We start from the raw sequence: 18891 nt of genomic DNA, 5'->3' as shown, positions 1-18891 counted from the left end.
CGCGCTTTAAAACCGGGCGCGGCGGAATAAAAAAAACCGGGCGCTGAGGCCCGGTTTGAAAGCAAGTTCTGACGTTACCTGTTTCAGAAACTGTAATTCAGGGATGCACCAACAAGCCAGGCTTCCAGGTTGGTGGTGCCACCGTCGAAATAGGTACCCAGGCCGACGTCTGGAGTCAGTGGAAGTGCCTGGAATTCCTGGATGACTTCATCATCACCCCAGAGGTAAGCCAGGCCGCCATCAATACTCAGCTGGTTGTTGAATTCGTAGGTGCCGCCGAAGGTTACCCACTGACGGTTGGCATCTGGGATAGAGAGTGTACGCCAGGTGACTGGTAAGCCCTGGCCTGCGCCCAGGCCGTAAGCCGCAGATTCGGCGATCGCATCGTTATTGAAGCCGTTTCTGGCTGCGCCATTGTCATAAGCGTAGCCAACCCGCCAGGTGACCTCATCACAGGGGTAGTATTCAACCCCGAGGCTGTAGCGCCAGCCACTTTTGAAGTTCTCTTCTTTGATCGGCAGCGGGTTATAGTCCGGGAAGCGATCGCCATTCACACGCTGACGCGGGAAGAAGGCTTCCAGGCGCTCGAAGTCATCCCAATCTGTCCACATGGCGCCTAAGGCTACACCCCACTCATCGTGGAAGCGATGGTAAAGACCCAGTTCGAGCGTATCCGGCAGATCGAGAGTCAGGTTGGCGCGCTCATTGTCAAAGGGAAGCCCGTTATTGACGCTACGCAAGAGGTCGGAATCTACGTCGGCCTCGATCTCAGGATCCAATTCTGACTGATATGAAACGCCGATATGAGTGCGGCCGTCGACGCTGCGCCACAGCATGCCCACGCTCCAGCCGTAGTCCCAGTCATCGCCGTCGGCGTCCAGGATACGTGCATTTGAGACAGGGCCACCCAAAACCTGCTCGGCAAGAGGATCCAACAGGAAGTCATTGGGCACTTTGCTCTTCAGGGTAGCGTCGGCATACAGGATATTCGCTGATACACCGATGCTGAACTGGTCGTTCCAGTCGAACGCAACAGAAGGCGCGATATTGACGGACAGCAGTTCGGTCTTGTCAGCGATGTGGGTAACCGGCCAGTTGCGGTTGAAGTCGGTTTCCAGACCGTAGTCTGTATTCATCGCCAGTCCGAAGGACCAGCAATCGTCGATGGGTACCGCCAGATACGCGTTGGGCACGACGGCACTACTCGCGTAGTCATTCGCTGTGTCATAAATCGAGCCTGCGAGGCTCGGACCGGTAGCGGTGAGCAGATAGTAATCGGTAGTGCCTGCCGCATCGATTTCCGGGTTCACGTAGGTCGCACCGATAGAAAAGGCCATCTCGTTAAACAACGCAGAGCCCGCCGGGTTGCGAGCGAGAATAGCCGCGTTATCGCCGATGGCATTTTCCGCGGCAAACGCGCGTCCCAGTCCAGAAGTACTGGATTCCTGAAGGGCAAAGCCCGCTGCCATAGCGCCGCTGGAAAAAGTACCAGCGGACACGGAACAGATTGCGGCGGCCAATGCGGCTTTGCGCAGAGTTTTGATAGTCATGGGTTTCCACTCTATTTGCTGAATTGTGTGCCAACGGGAAAACTGCCCGATTTTCTTACAGAGAAGCTTTTCCGAAAATAAATGTTTAAAGCAAACAAATTCCTAGTAGACGAAGTCTAGCAGTGCCAAATTCACCTACTTGCTAAAACGTGCGTCTTTATAGTGACGAGTAGCGGAAAAATCTACCGGTTGACGTGGTTTTTTTGGGGAGTGTGAAAAAAATTTGGGATTATTTATTGTCGGCGTGGTCGGGGGAGTATTTTGCAAAGCGGATTGGTAATTTTTGTCTCCTTTTTTGTTGTTCTTTTCGGAAGGAGACGGCCGCAATCCTTAGCGGATAAAACGACCGATTGACGTAAAATACGCGGGAGTTTTGGTTGGGCGAGTAGAGCAGTTATTGATCGACGTTAACTTCTCGCCCTTCAATGGATAATTTTGTCAGGGTGATCTGGTAGCTTTTGCCATCTTCGTGTTGCTTGAGTTTTACCAGCGCATAATTCCATTGCGGGGCGAACCAGATATTGGTGACACGCTCCGCGTCCTCTTCTCGGACACGCTGTACCTTGATGGTTTCCACCGGACCCATGGGCGTTGTCACGGTCTCTTTGCCCGCCACACGAAACTCGTATTCGCGAATCCTCTTGCCGTCGGCTACCTGGTACTTCAGTGGTGTCTTGCCGTTGGCAACATCCATTGCCAGCTGTAGCTGATAACTGATTTTGTCCTGAATGTTGGCCGGGGCCTTTTCGATGCTGCGAGATTTGTCGTAAACATTGACCACACGGCTGGCGCCATCTTCAAAGCTCAGTGCAGTGTGGCGATCCCTGCCAAGGCCGGATTTCTGGTAGTCGTAGTGCTGTGGTACCAGGCGCTGTCCCTGCTGGGCGAAGCGGGAGTATTCCTCGATCTTGGCAAACATGGAGTGGGCGGAAAAATCCAGCCGCCAGCTGGTCGGGGAGCCGCTGAGCTTACGCTCTGCGGTCACGCCAAAACCGCTGAACTCGGCTTTGTAGGTGGCGGTAAATGGCTGGAGTACCTGGGGTTTCGCGGTTGTTGCTGTTTCGGCCTGGCTGAGAGGGGCCAAGGGCGCCAGGGCCAGCAGGGAGAGAAAGGAAAACAGCGAGCTGCTGATGATTTTTTTGCGCAGTGCGTTGGGAGTCAAGATTCCACCTCCGGCCTGAATGTCTGATTCCGTGATTCAGGCCGAAAGTGTAGTCGGCCTGTCAGTCGAGGCGTTTGCCACCGCGGGGCAGCAGCTCGCCATCCAGCTCGGCGCGATCGCCGGCCATCTTCAACCGCCCCTGGGCGAACCAGGTAGCGGCCATTGGATAGATGATATGTTCCTGTACCTGAACACGCTGTGAAAGTGTGTCTGCGTCGTCACCGGCCTCGATGGGCACGGCGGCCTGCAGTACAGGTGGGCCACCATCCAGCTCTTCAGTGACAAAGTGTACCGTCGCGCCGTGTTCGCTGTCACCGGCGTCCAGTGCGCGCTGGTGTGTGTGCAGGCCCTGGTACTTGGGCAGCAGAGAGGGGTGAATGTTCAACATGCGGCCGTTGTAATGGCGCACAAAGCCGGGAGTCAGGATGCGCATAAAGCCAGCCAGTATGACGAGGTCTGGCTTGTAGGCGTCGATGACCTCAACCATGGCCTGGTCAAAGCTCTCGCGATCGGAGAAGTCCCGGTGGCTCAGTACCTCGGTGGCGACGCCCGCATTCTGCGCTCGGGTCAGGCCATAGGCATCCGCCTTGTTGCTGATCACCGCTTCGATACTGTAGTCACAGTCGGCTTGTGTAGCGGCATCCAGGAATGCCTGCAGGTTGGTGCCGCTACCGGAGATCAGAACTACGGCGCGGCACTGGCTGGATGAAGGATTGGCCATCGTCGGATTACAGTCCCGCCAGCTCGACAGCTTCGTCGGTGGAGCCTTCTGCGGCGGCCTCGATGCTGCCCACAATAAAGGCGTCCTCGCCCAGTTCTTTCAACTTGGCTACGGCCTTGTCCGCCTCTGCCGCAGGCACACAGGTCACCATGCCCACACCGCAGTTGAAGGTGCGGTACATTTCGCGACCCTCGATGTTGCCGGCTTCCTGCAGCCAGCGGAACACCGGAGGCAGATCCCAGCTCTTGGTGTCAATCACTGCGCGGGCGTTGTCCGGGAGTACTCGCGGCAGGTTTTCCAGCAAACCACCACCGGTGATATGGCTGAGTGCGTTGACCTGAACCTCTTTCATCAGGGACAGCAGGCTCTTCACGTAGATGCGGGTCGGCGCCATCAGCGATTCCGCGAGGGTTTTGCCCTCGAGATCTTTCTGCAGATCCGCACCGCTGATCTCCAGTACCTTGCGGATCAGGGAGTAGCCATTGGAGTGAGGGCCAGAGGCGCCCAGGCCGATCAGCTTGTCGCCGGCCTGCACTTTGGAGCCGTCGATGATCTCAGACTTCTCGACCACGCCGACGCAGAAACCGGCCAGGTCGTAGTCATCGCCCTCGTACATGCCGGGCATTTCTGCGGTTTCACCGCCGACCAGCGCGGCGCCGGCCAGCTCACAGCCTTTGCCGATACCGGCTACGACGTCGGCAGCAATGTCGACATTGAGCTTGCCGGTGGCGTAGTAATCCAGGAAGAACAGGGGTTCCGCGCCTGCGACCACCAGATCGTTGACACACATGGCGACCAGGTCGATACCGATGGTGTCGTGAATGCCGAGATCCATCGCTAGACGCAGCTTGGTGCCGACGCCGTCGGTGCCAGAGACCAGCACTGGCTGCTTGTATCCGCTGGGCAGTTCGCACAGGGCGCCGAAGCCGCCGAGGCCGCCCATCACTTCCGGGCGCGCGGTGCGCTTGGCAACATGCTTGATGCGCTCAACCAGGGCATTACCCGCGTCGATATCGACACCGGCGTCCTTGTAGCTGAGGGAAGGGCTAGTGGAGGAAGAGTTCGGCTTGGAGTCGCTCATGGTTCAACCTGTTAAGGGCCTGTTTGGAAGGGCGCGTATTCTAGTGGAAAATTGCCCGAATGTGCGAACTGAAGGCTGGGAGAAACAGCCGACACTGATACAATAGCCGGTAATTGACTGCCGAGGCTCGTCTTCGGCGTGTGAGCGCACCACCTGTTTCCAGGTGTCAGGGCCCCTGAAGGGCCTGATCCGGTGCGAATCTGCGCAGGGATGTGCGTCTGTAATATAAAGAGGTAAGGGGACCGCGAGCCAATGCCATTGACCATGAACCCCCGGGTGCTGCTCTGTTTTTCGCTGCTGCTGGCAGCATTAATGTCTGCTTTGCCGGCATCCGCACGGGTGATGCCGGATCTGTACGAGGTGAGTGAAGCGGTGTCGAGCCGCGGCACCACCGACCGCGCTGGGGCCACGAGCCGCGGCCTGGAGCGGGTATTTGTACGGGTAACCGGTGACCAGAATGTGGGGAGCAATCCCAAGCTGGCGCCAGTGCTCAAGCAGGCACAGAAGTACGTACAGGGCTATCGTTACGATACTGACAACAACCAGCTGTACCTGCAACTGACGTTCGACCCGCAGGCGGTGAACGATCTGGTGCATCAACTGCAGCTTCCGCTGTGGCCCAACAACCGCCCTGGGACCCTGGTTTGGATGGCCGTGGATACTCTCCAGAGCGGCCGCGATAGCCTGCGTCAGGAAGATTATCCGGAACTGTTCGGTCTGCTGGATGGCCTGGCACTGGAGCGCGGCCTGCCGCTGGACTTCCCGGTCATGGACCTGAACGACCAGCGCAATATGCCGCTGGGCGCGCTCTGGGCCCAGGACGAGAGCGCTGCGCAGCGTGCTGGGGTGCGTTACCGCCCGGACGCCACGTTGATGGGGCGTCTGTTGCAGACTTCCGGGCAGCGCTGGCAGGCCAACTGGCTGCTGATCCACGGTGGTCGCAGTTACGCGTTTGATGCCAGTGGCTCCTCCCTTGAGGAAGTGGCCCTGCGCGGGGTCAACGAAGCGGCCAACCAGCTTGCGGAGCGCTATGCAGTGCGCACCGACGACACCGGTGTTGCCAGCGCGGTGCTGGTGGAGATTTCCGGCATCCGCAGTTTTGCGGATTACTCCAGCGCAACCAAGTACCTGCAGGGCCTGGCTCAGGTGAGCAGTGCGGAAGTGCTGGCGGTGAATGGCGATCGCCTGACCCTGGCGCTCACTACCAGTACCCAGCTGGAGTCCCTGCGGGATGTGCTTGCGTTGAATCGCAATCTGCAGTTGTCCAGAGACGACGGGCTGGTGGATCTGTCCGGCTATCGCGCACCACTCGGCAGTGCCCAGAACCCCCTGCGTTACAACTGGCAGTAACCCGTGTCTGATAGCAGTAAATCCGGTGGCGTTCCACAACAGCTCTCGCTGGGGGTATCCCTGCGGGACGACGCCACCTTCGCCAATTTTTTTCGCGCCCCCGATGACGGCAACCGCCAGGTAGTGGACCTGCTGCGGGCCTTTGCCAGCGGCGACAATACCGAGCAGGCGATTCTCCTGTGGGGGGAATCCGGCAGCGGAATCACGCATCTGCTTCAGTCAGTGTGCCAGGTGGCGGAGAGTGCAGGGCGCCGTTTCCAGTACCTGCCGCTGGTGGATCTGATCGAGGCCAATCCCGAGGTCATCGTGGAAGGGCTCGAATACCTGGACCTGGTGTGTATTGACGACCTGCACCTGATAGAGGGGCGGGCGAACTGGCAAACCGCACTTTTCCACCTGTATAACCGTCTACGGGATAGCGGACGCCAGTTGCTGTTGGGAGCACGCAAGTCTCCGCGAGGGCTCGACCTGGAACTGGCAGATCTGAAATCGCGGTTGCAGTGGGGGCTGACCTTCCAGTTGCATCCACTGAGTGATGCGGACAAGCTGGCGGCATTGCGCCAACGCAGCCGCCTGCGTGGCTTTGACCTGCCGGAAGATGTGGCCCAGTACATCCTGCACCGGGCGCCGCGTGATACCCGTGCCCTGTTTGCCTGCCTGGAGAAGCTGGATCGCGCCTCGCTGCAGGCCCAGCGCAAGATCACCATTCCCTTCGTAAAGCAGGTTCTGAATATCTGAGCCTGTTCCCCCGAGCGGCCGCCGATGGGCGGCCGCTCCCGCTTTTGGCATTTACTTCTACACTGTTAGCAATTGCGTGAATTTATCCGCCGGAGATCCCTGGGGTCACCTGGGGTTACCGGCTCGCAGTGGAGGAATGTCATGAATCATCTCGCCAGAACGATTGTTGCGGGTGCCCTGGCCGGTGGCCTTGCGCTGACTGCCCATGCTGAAACCGTTGTCAGTGTGCTTAAACTCGATAGCTCGGGTGTAGGTTCGATGCTGGGCACCGTCACCATTACCGAATCCCCTTACGGCCTGGTATTCACACCGAGCCTGAAAGGGCTACCCAACGGCCTGCACGGGTTCCACCTGCATGAAAACGGCAGTTGCGAGCCGGCGATGAAGGATGGCAAGAAAGTGCCGGGCCTGGCGGCGGGGAGTCACTACGATCCGAAAAAAACCGGCAAGCACGGCATGCCCTGGGGCGATGGCCATTTAGGCGACCTGCCAGCGCTGTATGTGGATAACGATGGCAATGCATCCGAGCCGGTACTGGCCCCCCGCCTGAAAAAGTCCGACCTCAAGGGGCGCGCGCTGGTGATACACGCTGGTGGCGACAACTATTCGGACAACCCTAAGCCACTCGGCGGTGGGGGTGCCCGTTTCGCCTGTGGGGTGATTCAGTAAGTGGCTGGCGTTTCCTGCGCAACTTCGCCATAGCCGCCAGTGCCGCACTCGCTGCTCGCCGCGCTGCCATCTAACGGCCGGTACAGGTGGTCAAAGCAGCGCGCAAGTGGCCAGGTGGGTTTGGTGGTATTTAGTCCCTGCTGTGGTGTACACGGCTCATCTGAGTCTGCCACACACCAGTCGACGGGCTCCTTAAGCGGCGCCTCATTGCGTTGGTGACGGAATTCGGACACTGCGTGATAGACCAGTCGGCGCGCGCGATTGAGGCTGCCGAGCGGCTCCCATTCCCCGACGGCGCGCCAGGGGTTCATCGACAGGTTTTCACAGAATTGCTGTTGGGCTTCCCCGGTGAAGGTTTGCGGCGGGATGTGAATACGTGCGATGGGGATAAACGGTGAGGTCGCTTCCTCCCAGATTACCGTAGCATCGTCCAGTGGCATTTCTGCCGCCGCTTCGCCAGTGGCTCGCGGCTGTATCATAAACTCAAAGCAGGCGGAGCCGGATTCCAGCGTAGTTGCCATTTGCCGGGTGAGAAAATCGTCTGCAGACTTATCCGCATCGGCGGTGTAGCGGGCGCCGGCACAGGGGCGACTCGAGAATTTCACCGTGGATTCGCCGAGCCGATAGGGCAGCATGGAAAAATACTGCTCGCCCAGCGGATTGTCGATTTTTGAAGACACCGTCTGATAGGCACGCAGCATTTCCCGAATATGTAGCCGCGGTGGCCACAGGCTGACAAACCAGCCCCGCCGATCCAGCTTGGCCAGATGCTGCATATTTTCCGCGTAGTCGAAAATATTGCGATTAAAGAAGGCAGGCGTGTTGGTCATGATGAAGTCCTGATTGCCGCCGCCCAGTTCCGGCGCGACCACCGCTCCTTCGGCCCCCATCACTTTTACTGCCATCCCGCGGGCATCGCCCTTGCCGTCCGGTTGCACCAGCATGTCGCCGTTGGAAAAACGGATCCAGGCGTTGTAGGTCTGTCCCGGTTTGGCGAAGACACTGTGCCGGAATTGCGCGGGAATATCCCCGTTCACTTCGAACTCCGCTCGCAGACATCCGGTTGCCTTGGCGTGGGCATCGCGGCGATAGTGATCACCGTAGTGTGGACTGTTGTGCTGGTGAGCGATGCGGGAAATCTCCCGAGCCGAAACGATCGCCGAGGTGATCGCATTGCGCTCGTCTGCGGACACGTCCATTCCCAGCTTTTCGATACTGTTATCCAGCACTTCTGAGATATCTGAGGTGTTGGATGTATTGTTCTGTGAGGACCAGGCTCCGGCCGTGCAAAGAATATTGATCGCGAGCGCGCCCGCGATTCTGCCAAGTAATACCGTGCTCACCGGGATTCCTCCCGCGTCGCAAACCGTGTAGCGGAGGCGTGGCGGAACTGGTTACAGGCCTGCTCACCGATGGCACTGTGGGGTGCTGCAGGGTACTGGTTCCAGTTCTGCGGGTCGCCGCCCAGGGCCTCGGAAAAGTCCGGGTTGCCCATTACCTTGATGTATTCGAGCAGGGCCATGCGCTCGCCTTCGTCAAGGCGCTTGCCAATGCGTCCGTTCACATCGGCATCGGTAAACAGGTGACCACTGTTTTTGTTGCCGGTTTGCCGGGTATCAAACTCGAAATTGCCCGGTCGCAGATCGGTGACATAGCCGAGCTTGGCCGGGTTGTATTCCCGGTGGCCGACACCGAATCGCACCGGCCGCGCCTCAAGCGGGGACAAAAGATCGTATATGGTAGGCACAGAGCCGTTGTGCAGGAACGGAGGGGTTGCCCAGACGCCGTGCAGCGGACGCGCCTTGTAGGCGGTCTTGTTGACGATACGGAAGGGCACATTGAGCCCGTCGTAATCCGCAACACCGTTGCTATCCGCAGCAATTCCACTGTTTTCGTAGAGCACCGGCACCAGCGTATTCAGCAGCAGCTGCAGGCCATCGCCGGCATTGACCCGGCGATTTTCTGCATCGTTAGGATCTGTCGGGTCTCGTGGTACCAGCGGGCCGGGGTCGAACTCGTGATTGACGTAGTTCTGTGCGGCGTTGGGGTCGGTGCCGATGACGCTGATGTCAATCCACGGGATTGCCCATATCGACTCGCGCCAGTCCTCCCGCACCGGACGGTTTTGCTCGTCATAGGAAACTTGCCCGGACATATCCCACTGCCAGTTGACACTGCGCTGGCCTGCGGGATTGTCTTCGGGCCCGGCGGCCAGCGCCCATGAGTAGGGCTTGGATTCGTGGGGACCGTGACAGTGGGCGCACTGGTCGGCGAACAGAGCTTTGCCGCGACGTGCCTGTTGGATATCGATTTTACCCAGCACGTCTTCCGGCCATTTGGGCGGCCGCAGTTTGCGCAGTGTGGTCTCGATACACTGCATGCCTTCAACATTGATCGTGGACTGGCCGAACTCTCCCTCGGGCAGCAGCGCGCCGGTTTCGTCCACCAGTTTCACCGGCGCCATCACGCCCAGGCTTTCGCCCACATTGCGCGCCATGGCCTGATTGGTAAAACCGGTATATTGCACCCAGTCGAAGCGCCAGATGTCCCACAGGAACGGGTAGCTGACCGGTGCATCGGCCTTGGTATAGTTGTCTTCAATACCCAGGTTGTAGCCGAATACCACATTGGCAATCCGGCCCACCGCATCGGTGCGCCCGCGGCCTTCGGTGGTGGGGAAATTGTCCGGGTTCCCCGGCCCCTTGGCGAACTCGAAAAAGCGTTTGCGGAAGGCCGCGAAATCCTTTTTCAGCTGGCGGCGCTGTTGCGGATCGTCTCCGGCCACGTTATCGGCGAAGCGGTTCCATTTGGCCGGATTGAACAGCATTTCCACCGCGGTGACGCCGAGGGAGTGGGTGAACTCGCCGGGAGCACCGGTAGACATCCCGTGAATGGCCTGGCCCCCGTCCACGCGCAGCGCTGTGCCTTTGTAGTGGAGCTCACCGGTGTGGCAGAGTGCGCAACCCAGGTCCAGGCGCACCGAGTCGTCCTCCGGGTTGACGTGATTCCCCATACCTACGGGATGTACGCCGAGGTCAGCTTCGCTGGCCTTTTCGCGTTCGACGATAAAGCCCCAACCGCGCATGTTTTCTGCACTGGCCAGCTTTTCCTCTGAAAAGGGCAGCTCGAGGGCTTCCAGCCACTTGTAGTGCAACCCCTGCAACTCCGTGCCCTGCGGGGTGGAGTAGAACAGCTGCCGATCTTCCTCGCTCCATCCCTGGTCCAGGTAGCGAACCTCGGTAATTGATTCTTCGGTGATGTTCGGCTCGAAGAATTTATGGGCGAGGGAGCAGCCGGTCAGTGCCAGCCCGCCAAACGAGAGCATCCACAGGGGAAGCCTGAGAAGACGTAAATCCATTTGCGTACAGTTCCGGAGAATCCATTATTGTTGCTTTCTGCACTGATCATGCAGGAAAGGAACCTATTGTAAATTGTGGCGACGCAAAAGAAAAAGCCGGGATATAGGTATCCCGGCTCCTCAGGTTCAATTGGATAATTGTCAGTAATTACAGGTCGAAGCCAAAGCCGATACCGCCTCCGGCGTCACTGCCACTAAATGCACCGCCGAAGCTGATACGGCCGTTTTCGCCAAGCGGCCGGCCGTAGCCGATCGATACGGCACTTTCACCATTGAGCCAACCGGCACCCACGGCGATGCGCCCCCGGCACTCGCGCCAGTCTTTCCAGTTCTTGCAATCGGCACCGCCCGCATTGATTGCGGACTGCTGCATGGCGATACCCATAGCCCCGATGCGGTCGACGCGGTCGTCCATGCGATTCAGGCGGCGGTCAATACCATTAAAGCGATCATTGATTTCCTGGAGGTTCTGGAAATTAAAGCCCGCAAGCGCATTGATCTGTTGATCGGTGTAGCGATTGGCCTGACTCACCGCGCTGCGAGTGCCGTTGGCGACACGCTGTGCGGTATTCTGGTTGGCTTGCTGAAGTGTGTTGGAGGCTTGTTGGTCGGTATACCGCTGTGCGTTCTGTAGGGTTTGGTTGGCTTGGCGGGCGTTGCGCTGGTCTACTTGATTGATCGCCGTATTGAGCGAGTTGTCGGTGTACTGGTTGGCTTTCTGCAGAGTCTGCTGATCGCCATCTGTAATCTTTTGAATCAGGCCGTTGTTGAGATTGCTAATCTCGACGTCGGTGTAATTATTGGCATCGATCAGAGTCTGCTGGTCACCGTCGGTGATTTTTTGCATCAAGTTGGTGTTGAGATTGCTGACCTCGGCATCGGTATAGTTATTCGCGTTAGTCAGCGTTTGCTGGTCACCATTGGTAATCTGCTGAGAAAGGTTCTGATTCAGGTTACTGACTTCGGTGTCTGTGTAGTTGTTGGCATTGGTTAATGTCTGCTGATCGCCATCAATGATCTGCTGCGACAGGTTCTGGTTCAGATTGCTGACCTGAGAATCGGTGTAGTTGTTCGCATTAGTGAGCGTCTGCTGGTCACCATCGGTGATTTGTTGGGACAGGTTCTGATCCAGATTGTTGATCTCAGTGTCGGTGTAATTGTTGGCATTGGTGAGCGTCTGCTGGTCGCCATCGGCAATTTGCTGTAACAGGTTTTGATTCAGGTTGTTGATTTCAGTATCCGTGTATTGATTGGCCTGATTCAGCGTGTTTGTAAGCCCATTTTCCAACTGATTGACGTTGACTCCGTCAGTTCCATTTTGGCCCTCGGCAACATTAGTGATTCGGCGTTCGGCGCCGGCACTGCCCACTGAAACGGTATTCGGTTCATCGGCGACCGAGGCATTACCCAGTGCTACGGAGTTGGTTTCATTCGCTTGAGCATTTTGCCCCAGAGCCGTTGCGGATGTTCCTGATGCCGCTGCCCCCTGACCCAAAGCGGTGGCCCCGGGGCCTGAGGCGGTGGAGCTTTGGCCAAGTGCGGTAGAAGAACCTGCGGAAGCTGTGGCACCAGCACCAAATGCCGCCGAATTTGGCCCACTGCTGTTACTCGTATGACCAACTGCGACACTGTCTTGCCCGGAGGTTGATGCTCCCTGACCGAATGCCGCGCTATTGGCGCCGGCGCTGGATGCGCCCTGGCCTACGGCTACGCTGTCTGCGCCTGCAGACTGAGCCTGTTGTCCTACCGCTGTACTATTGCTGCCGGACGCCGCTGACCCTACACCGAGGGCAGTGGACGATGTTCCCGTGGCCTGACTTTCCGCGCCAAAAGCAGCGGATTCTGCTTGGGTGGCTGTCGACGATCCGCCGATTGCCGTGGAATTGGCTCCTGTCGCCTGTGCGTTGACACCATACGCAGAGCTCGCACCACCGCTTGCGATTGCCGTGTGCCCGGTTGCCGTATCCCCTGCGGAACTGGCTGCCGATCCGCTACCCAGGGCCGTTGAATTAAGTCCGGTCGCACCAGCGCCATTGCCGAAAGCGGATGAATCGCCGCCCGATGCGACGGCGGCATTGCCAACTGCAGTACTCATAGATCCGGACGCTGTCGAGTCACTGCCGATAGAAGTGGCCGCGGTTCCTGTCGCATTTGCTCGAATACCGGTCGCAACGGAAGCTGCTCCTTGCGCTGTTGCATCGACACCCACAGCGGTGGCTCCCTCGCCGCCGGCAGTCGTACCGCTGCCAAGCGCTGAGCTGTTTACGCCGGTGGCGTTTGCGCCATTACCAAAGGCGGACGCATCGTCCTGCGAAGCGACTGCCGTACTGCCGACCGCCGTACTTCTATCGCCTGATGCTACAGAATCGCTGCCCATGGAAGTCGCGATTGTACCGGAGGCGTTGGCCCGTAGTCCGACCGCGACAGAGGATGCTCCTTGCGCGGATGCGTCGGAACCGAGGGCGGTCGAGCCCTCGTTATTTGCAGTGGCATTTTCCCCCACTGCGGTGGATTCCGGCTGTGTGGCGGTTGCCCCACTTCCCACTGCGGTAGCTGCATTACCGGTTGCCTGGGCATTGGTTCCGCAAGCCACGGAGTTTGTGCCGGTGGCGGAGGCGCCGTCGCCGCCTTCGCCGGCGGCATCGCTGTCGCAGACAAACTGGGCATTACTCAGCGAGCTGAAGAAAAGTCCGCAGGACAGTACGAGCGCATAACTGGAAATGGACACTGCCAGTTTGCACTTTTTAAGTGCGGAGTGATTTTTGGCGGGATGAATTGGGTGGCGGCGCATCGTTACTTCCTTGTGAATACTGCGGGGCGATCACCAGTCGCGCTCCCTGCGCGATTGATCACTTATTAGTCAAGCAACTGTTTGCGTGGTGGGGCAAGCCGTTGGCGGGAAAGTGATGACTTGTGGCGGGGAATATTTTTAACGGCGCAAAAAAAATGGCCCCTTGAAGGAGCCATTTGTTCCGTAATGTTTTGATTGCCGCCAGGTTACTGATCCGAGCCATCCTTGACCTTAGCAATCCACGCATCCACCAGTTCTTCCAATACATCCAGTGGCACTGCACCATTGGCCAGCACCACATCGTGGAATTCCCGGATATCGAACTTGTCTCCCAGTTCCTGTTTGGCGTTTTCGCGCAGTTCAACGATCTTCATCATGCCGATCTTGTACGCGGTGGCCTGGCCCGGCATCACGATGTAACGCTCAATCGCCTTGACCACATCGCCGTGGGGATTGGGACTGTTTTCAGCCAGCCAGTCGATGGTTTCCTCGCGGGTCCATTTTTTGCTGTGCATGCCGGTGTCCACTACGAGACGGCAGGCGCGCCACAGTTCCATGGCCAGGCGGCCGAAGTCGGAGTAGGGGTCTTCGTAGAAGCCGATCTCTTTTGGCACCAGCTCTGAATACAGGCCCCAACCTTCGGTGTAGGCGGTGTAGCCACCGAACTTGCGGAAGCTGGGTACGTTTTCCAGTTCCTGCATGATGGACAGCTGCATATGGTGGCCGGGAATGCCTTCGTGGTAAGCGAGCGCTTCCATCTGGTAGGTCGGCATGCTGCTCATCTTGTATAGGTTGGCGTAGTAGATGCCCGGGCGGGAGCCGTCGGGAGCAGGGCGCTGGTAGAAGGCTTTACCGGCGGATTTTTCGCGGAAGGGCTCTACGGCCTTAACCACCAGGTCCGCTTTCGGTTTGGTGATAAACAGCTCGTCCAGACGGCCTTTCATGGTGTCGATGATGGCAGTGGCTTCCTTCAGGTAGCGCTGTTTGCCCTCTTCGGTTTCCGGGTAGTAGAACTGTTTGTCGGTACGCATGAATTCGAAGAATTCCTGCAGGCTTCCCTCGAACTTCACCTGTTGCATGATCGCGCGCATTTCATCGTGAATGCGTTTGACCTCGTCCAGGCCCGTCTGGTGGATCTGCTCGGCGGTCATGTCGGTGGTGGTGTAAACGTTCAGGCGATGCTGATAGAACTCGTCACCGTCGGGAAGCTTCCAGGCACCGTCGTCGGTGGTGGCCTTTTTCTCGAGCTCGCCCAGGTAACCGATCAGTTTTTCGTACGCGGGTTTGACGCTCTCGAGCATGGAGGTCTTGGCCTGCTCGATCAGTTCGGACTTCTGTTCGTCACTGATACTGAGTTTGTCCACCTTGCCCTTGAAGTCGGCAAACAGGGTGCTGTCTTTGCCGTCATCATAGGGCGCGCCGGTAATCAGGTTTTTGCCGTCGCTGATCACGTAGGGGAAAACAAATTTGGGCACGATCACGCCCTTGTCTGCACGCTCCTTCAGGTTTTCGATCAATTGATCGAAATGCGCGGGCAGGCCGTTCAGGCGGGAGATATAGGCTTCCGCGTCAGACAGGTCATCCACCCGGTGCTGGTTGATCAGCAGGGAGGCAACGCTGGTGTGTCCAGCGTACATCTGATTGACGGGGTAGGTGTGCAGGCGCCACTTCCAGCCCTCGATATCCTGCTCCAGGTTGCGGATGGCGAGTTCCAGGGAGAGGCGGGTGGGGGCATCCAGTTGCGCCGGATCAATCTTTTTCAGTGCTTCCAGCTGGCGCTTGTTGATTTCGTGGGTTTCCTTGGCGAACTCCGGGGAGATATCGTCCCACTTGCCATAGCCTTCCTTGATGCCCAGGAAAGTCTTGAACTCGGGGCTGCGATTGACGTGGGTCTGGAACTGCTCTTCAAACAATTCATTGGTCTGGGCGATAACTTCCGGGTTGCCTTCACTGGCCTGCGCTGACTCTGTCGCAGCGCCGGATTGTGCTTCTGTGGATTGCGCACTTTCCGCAGCGGGGACCTGCGCGGTCTCTTCTGCGACCTTGTCTTCCCGACCGCATCCTGTCATGGCCAGGGTGCTTATGGCAGCGGCCAGCAACGTCATCTTCAGCTTCATGTTGTGCTCTCAGCTTCTGTTTTTAAGGAATGTTTGCTCTGTACAAGCGGATGGTGTTGTAACCATAACCCCGGCTGGATGCAAATTCCGTGCACTGGTGCAGTCTGGCGCAAGAAAGCCGTTGCGTGCCGGGCGGCCATAAAAAAAGCGGGCCATAGGCCCGCCTTTCGCGTCAGTGAACGCTTGCCCGATGGGTGATCAGGCGAAGTTCTGGTTCACGAACTCCCAGTTCAGCAGCGCCCAGAACGCTTCCATGTACTTCGGACGCGCATTGCGGTAGTCGATGTAGTAGGCGTGTTCCCAGACGTCGCAGGTCAGCAGCGGAGTAACGCTGTCATCGGTCAGCGGAGTTTCGGCGTTGGAGGTGTTGACGATGGCTACGGAGCCGTCGGCTTTTTTCACCAGCCAGGTCCAGCCAGAACCGAAGTTGTTCACCGCGCTGTTGGTGAATTCTTCTTTGAACTTGTCGAAAGAACCGAACGCAGCGTTGATCGCGTCGGCTACGGCACCGGTCGCTGCGCCGCCGCCGTTCGGGCTCAGGCAGTTCCAGTAGAAAGTGTGGTTCCAGATCTGGGCTGCGTTATTGAATACACCGCCGGAGGAGGACTTGATCACTTCTTCCAGGGACTTGTCCGCGTCCGGAGTGCCGTCCAGCAGGCCGTTCAGCTTGTCGACGTAGGTCTTGTGGTGTTTGCCGTAGTGGTATTCCAGAGTCTCTTGAGAGATGTGCGGCTGCAGCGCATCCATAGCATAGGGGAGTTCGGGGAGAACATGTGCCATGTGATATTCCTTCCTTTGTCTGGGACCTGTACCGACCCAAGTACAGTAGCAGGTCAGTTATTGGTGGCAGGCATTCTACACCCGCTTGATGTCATTATTAAGCCGTTGGAATGAACGGGAACGCCCCAATAGAGGCAAAACGTGCTGTCATTTGTAGTTAATTTCGAGAATGATTATCAATGACGGCACGGTCGGCCGAGTTTACTGTCCTATTCTGATAACTGGACCCGATTACTTTTTCGTCAGTTTTTGGTATAACTGCCGCTTATTTCTACCGTTTTTCCGGCCCGCGAGGCCGCAAGCCAAAGCAGGACAACAGCATGCAACGTAGAGAGCCCACATTCGATGGCAGCAGCTCATCTTCTATGGACCCTCAGATCCCCAACGGCCCCGCTGGCGGCCGTCCCCGTCACGTAGCGCCCCAGCCCGCGGCACCGGCCGCGGCAGAAGAGCGCAGTTCCGGCGGTGGCTCTTCCTTCCTGGCCATCGTGGCGCTGCTGCTGGCGATGGCCGGCCTGGGTGGAGCGGGCTTCCTGTACACCCAATGGCAGGACACCCGGGTACAGCTGGTGGACGCGGAAGCGCGTATCGTCCAGCTGGAGAAGAGATTTGAGATGTCTGGTGAGGAATCCGCCGCTTCCGTGGAAGTGCTGAACGCCAAGGTAAAAGAGAACGCTTCGGAGATCCGCAAGCTGTGGGGTGTTTCTTACGACACCAACCGCAAGGACATCGCTGCCAACAAGGCTGCTGCGGCTTCCGCCAAGCAGGAAGTTGCCGCGCTGTCGAAGAAAGTCAGCGGGTTTGAGAGCAGCCTGAAGAAGGTGGCGGCACTGGAGAGTGAACTCGCCAAACTGAAAACGTCTACCGCCAGCGCTTCTCGCGACACCAAGGACAAGGTTGCGAGCCTGGAGCGTCAGCTGTCTTCCGTGCGCGCGGACCTGACCGCCCGTGTCGGTGCCAACGAAGAGGCTGTGCAGTCTATCGACAGTTACCGTCGCACCGTGAACAAGGACCTGGTCCAGCTGCGCGACGCCATTCGCAGTCTGCAGTCCAGTTCCAGCACTGCCTCTGCGCCCTGATCTGGGACTGAGCGCACCCTGAATAATGGTTAGCGGCGATATTATTCGCCGCTAACCATTCTCATTTTCATCTGGCGCTGCCTGTGCCGATACTTTCTCCCCGTCCTTACTTCGCCCAATCAAGCACCCGCAGATAATTCGTGTAAAATCGCCGCCTTCGAGACGAGAGACAACCGGAGCCGGCAATGACGATTATCCGCCAGGACGACCTGATCGACAGCGTGGCCGACGCGCTGCAGTTCATTTCTTATTACCACCCGCAGGATTTTATCCAGGCCCTCAACCAGGCCTATGAAAAGGAAGCCAACCCGGCGGCGAAAGACGCCATGGCCCAGATCCTGATTAACTCCCGCATGTGTGCCCAGGGTCACCGCCCCATCTGTCAGGACACCGGTATCGTGACCGTGAAACTGAAAGTGGGCATGAACGTACAGTGGGACGCGGAGATGAGCGTGACCGATATGGTCAACGAAGGCGTACGCCGCGCTTACAACAACCCGGACAACGTCCTGCGCGCATCCATCCTTGAGGATCCGGATGGCGCTCGCAAAAACACCGGCGACAACACCCCGGCGGTCATCCACTATGAAATCGTCCCCGGCGATACCGTGGATGTATACGTGGCAGCCAAAGGCGGTGGCAGTGAAGCCAAGAGCAAGTTTGCCATGCTGAACCCGTCCGACTCCGTCGTGGACTGGGTGCTTGAGATGGTGCCGAAGATGGGCGCTGGCTGGTGTCCGCCCGGCATGCTGGGTATTGGTGTGGGTGGTACCGCCGAGAAGGCCATGCTGCTGGCGAAAGAATCCCTGCTGGATCCGATCGACATCCAGGAGCTTCAGGAGCGCGGTGCGTCCAATCGCGCTGAGGAACTGCGCCTGGAGCTGTTCGACAAGGTCAACAAACTGGGGATCGGCGCCCAGGGCCTGGGCGGTCTCACCACCGTACTGGACGTGAAGGTCAAAGACTTCCCGACCCACGCCGCCAACAAGGCCGTGGCGATCATTCCCAACTGTGCCGCCACCCGTCACACCCACTTCACCCTCGACGGTTCCGGCGCTGCGCGCCAGACCCCGCCGAAGCTGGAAGACTGGCCGGAAATCACCCGCGAAGCGGGCGGCAACACCCGTCGCGTGAACCTGGACGAAGTGACCGCGGAAGACGTGCTGAGCTGGCAGCCGGGCGATACCCTGCTGCTGAACGGTAAAATGCTCACTGGCCGCGATGCCGCCCACAAGAAAATGGTGGATATCCTGGCCAAGGGCGAAAAACTGCCCGTTGACCTGACCGGCCGCTTTATCTACTACGTGGGCCCGGTGGACCCGGTGCGCGAAGAAGTGGTTGGCCCGGCGGGCCCCACCACCGCAACCCGTATGGATAAGTTCACCCGTACCATGCTGGAAGAAACCGGCCTACTGGGCATGATCGGCAAAGCCGAGCGCGGCCCGACCGCCATCGAGGCGATCCGCGATAACAAAGCCGTGTACCTGATGGCTGT

General features: G+C 58.4%; 14 protein-coding genes. 5 read left to right on the top strand and 9 right to left on the bottom strand.

The features are described from left to right. Positions 1-83: 83 nt before the first annotated feature. The 4 genes from B4U49_RS08410 to purM all read right to left on the bottom strand — a co-directional run bounded on the left by B4U49_RS08410 (position 84) and on the right by purM (position 4514). On the bottom strand, positions 84-1550 hold the full coding sequence (locus B4U49_RS08410; protein WP_078084132.1) for an OmpP1/FadL family transporter: 1467 nt from the start codon (positions 1548-1550) through the stop codon (positions 84-86). A 394-nt stretch (positions 1551-1944) separates the two neighbouring features. Continuing rightward, on the bottom strand, positions 1945-2712 hold the full coding sequence (locus tag B4U49_RS08405; RefSeq protein WP_239692524.1) for a DUF3108 domain-containing protein: 768 nt from the start codon (positions 2710-2712) through the stop codon (positions 1945-1947). Between the two features lie 61 nt (positions 2713-2773). Continuing rightward, on the bottom strand, positions 2774-3433 hold the full coding sequence (gene purN, locus B4U49_RS08400) for a phosphoribosylglycinamide formyltransferase (RefSeq protein ID WP_078084131.1): 660 nt from the start codon (positions 3431-3433) through the stop codon (positions 2774-2776). Positions 3434-3440: 7 nt separating this feature from the next. After that, the gene (gene purM, locus B4U49_RS08395) at positions 3441-4514 is read right to left on the bottom strand and encodes a phosphoribosylformylglycinamidine cyclo-ligase (protein WP_078084130.1); all 1074 of its coding nucleotides are present in this window, start codon (positions 4512-4514) and stop codon (positions 3441-3443) included. Between the two features lie 252 nt (positions 4515-4766). Between purM and B4U49_RS08390 the strand changes: the two genes are divergently transcribed. The 3 genes from B4U49_RS08390 to sodC all read left to right on the top strand — a co-directional run bounded on the left by B4U49_RS08390 (position 4767) and on the right by sodC (position 7271). Next, positions 4767-5864, top strand: a complete 1098-nt coding sequence (locus B4U49_RS08390) for a DUF2066 domain-containing protein (RefSeq protein WP_239692523.1) — start codon at positions 4767-4769, stop codon at positions 5862-5864. A 3-nt stretch (positions 5865-5867) separates the two neighbouring features. Continuing rightward, entirely contained in the window at positions 5868-6602 is a 735-nt protein-coding gene (hda, locus tag B4U49_RS08385; protein WP_078084129.1) for a DnaA regulatory inactivator Hda, read from the top strand. 141 nt (positions 6603-6743) lie between these two features. Beyond that, entirely contained in the window at positions 6744-7271 is a 528-nt protein-coding gene (gene sodC, locus B4U49_RS08380; RefSeq protein WP_078084128.1) for a superoxide dismutase family protein, read from the top strand. On the opposite strand, the gene B4U49_RS08375 is transcribed toward sodC, so the two are convergent. The 5 genes from B4U49_RS08375 to B4U49_RS08355 all read right to left on the bottom strand — a co-directional run bounded on the left by B4U49_RS08375 (position 7265) and on the right by B4U49_RS08355 (position 16317). Further along, on the bottom strand, positions 7265-8614 hold the full coding sequence (locus B4U49_RS08375; protein WP_239692522.1) for a catalase family protein: 1350 nt from the start codon (positions 8612-8614) through the stop codon (positions 7265-7267). The two genes, sodC and B4U49_RS08375, sit on opposite strands and share 7 nt — an antisense overlap. Beyond that, positions 8611-10629, bottom strand: a complete 2019-nt coding sequence (locus B4U49_RS08370; RefSeq protein WP_078084127.1) for a c-type cytochrome — start codon at positions 10627-10629, stop codon at positions 8611-8613. The genes B4U49_RS08375 and B4U49_RS08370 overlap by 4 nt, the downstream gene beginning before the upstream one ends. Before the next feature lie 148 nt (positions 10630-10777). Further along, positions 10778-13420, bottom strand: a complete 2643-nt coding sequence (locus B4U49_RS08365) for a YadA-like family protein (protein ID WP_078084126.1) — start codon at positions 13418-13420, stop codon at positions 10778-10780. 206 nt (positions 13421-13626) lie between these two features. Next, complete coding sequence (locus B4U49_RS08360; protein ID WP_143735594.1) at positions 13627-15537, bottom strand: DUF885 domain-containing protein; 1911 nt, start codon at positions 15535-15537, stop codon at positions 13627-13629. Between the two features lie 198 nt (positions 15538-15735). Further along, a complete protein-coding gene (locus tag B4U49_RS08355) occupies positions 15736-16317 on the bottom strand; it encodes a superoxide dismutase (protein ID WP_078084125.1) in 582 nt (193 codons plus the stop codon). 320 nt (positions 16318-16637) lie between these two features. On the opposite strand from B4U49_RS08355, the gene B4U49_RS08350 reads away from it, so the two are divergent. Both B4U49_RS08350 and B4U49_RS08345 read left to right on the top strand, forming a co-directional pair. After that, positions 16638-17396 (top strand): hypothetical protein, encoded by a 759-nt coding sequence (locus B4U49_RS08350; RefSeq protein WP_078084124.1) that lies wholly within the window; start codon positions 16638-16640, stop codon positions 17394-17396. Between the two features lie 185 nt (positions 17397-17581). Beyond that, positions 17582-18891: fumarate hydratase (locus B4U49_RS08345; protein ID WP_078084123.1), on the top strand; the 1310-nt coding region annotated here is incomplete at its 3' end.

The organism is Microbulbifer mangrovi (genome assembly GCF_002009015.1).
Lineage (GTDB): Bacteria > Pseudomonadota > Gammaproteobacteria > Pseudomonadales > Cellvibrionaceae > Microbulbifer > Microbulbifer mangrovi.
Note: the sequence above shows the minus strand (reverse complement) of the source record. Positions and strands in the feature narration are given on the sequence as shown.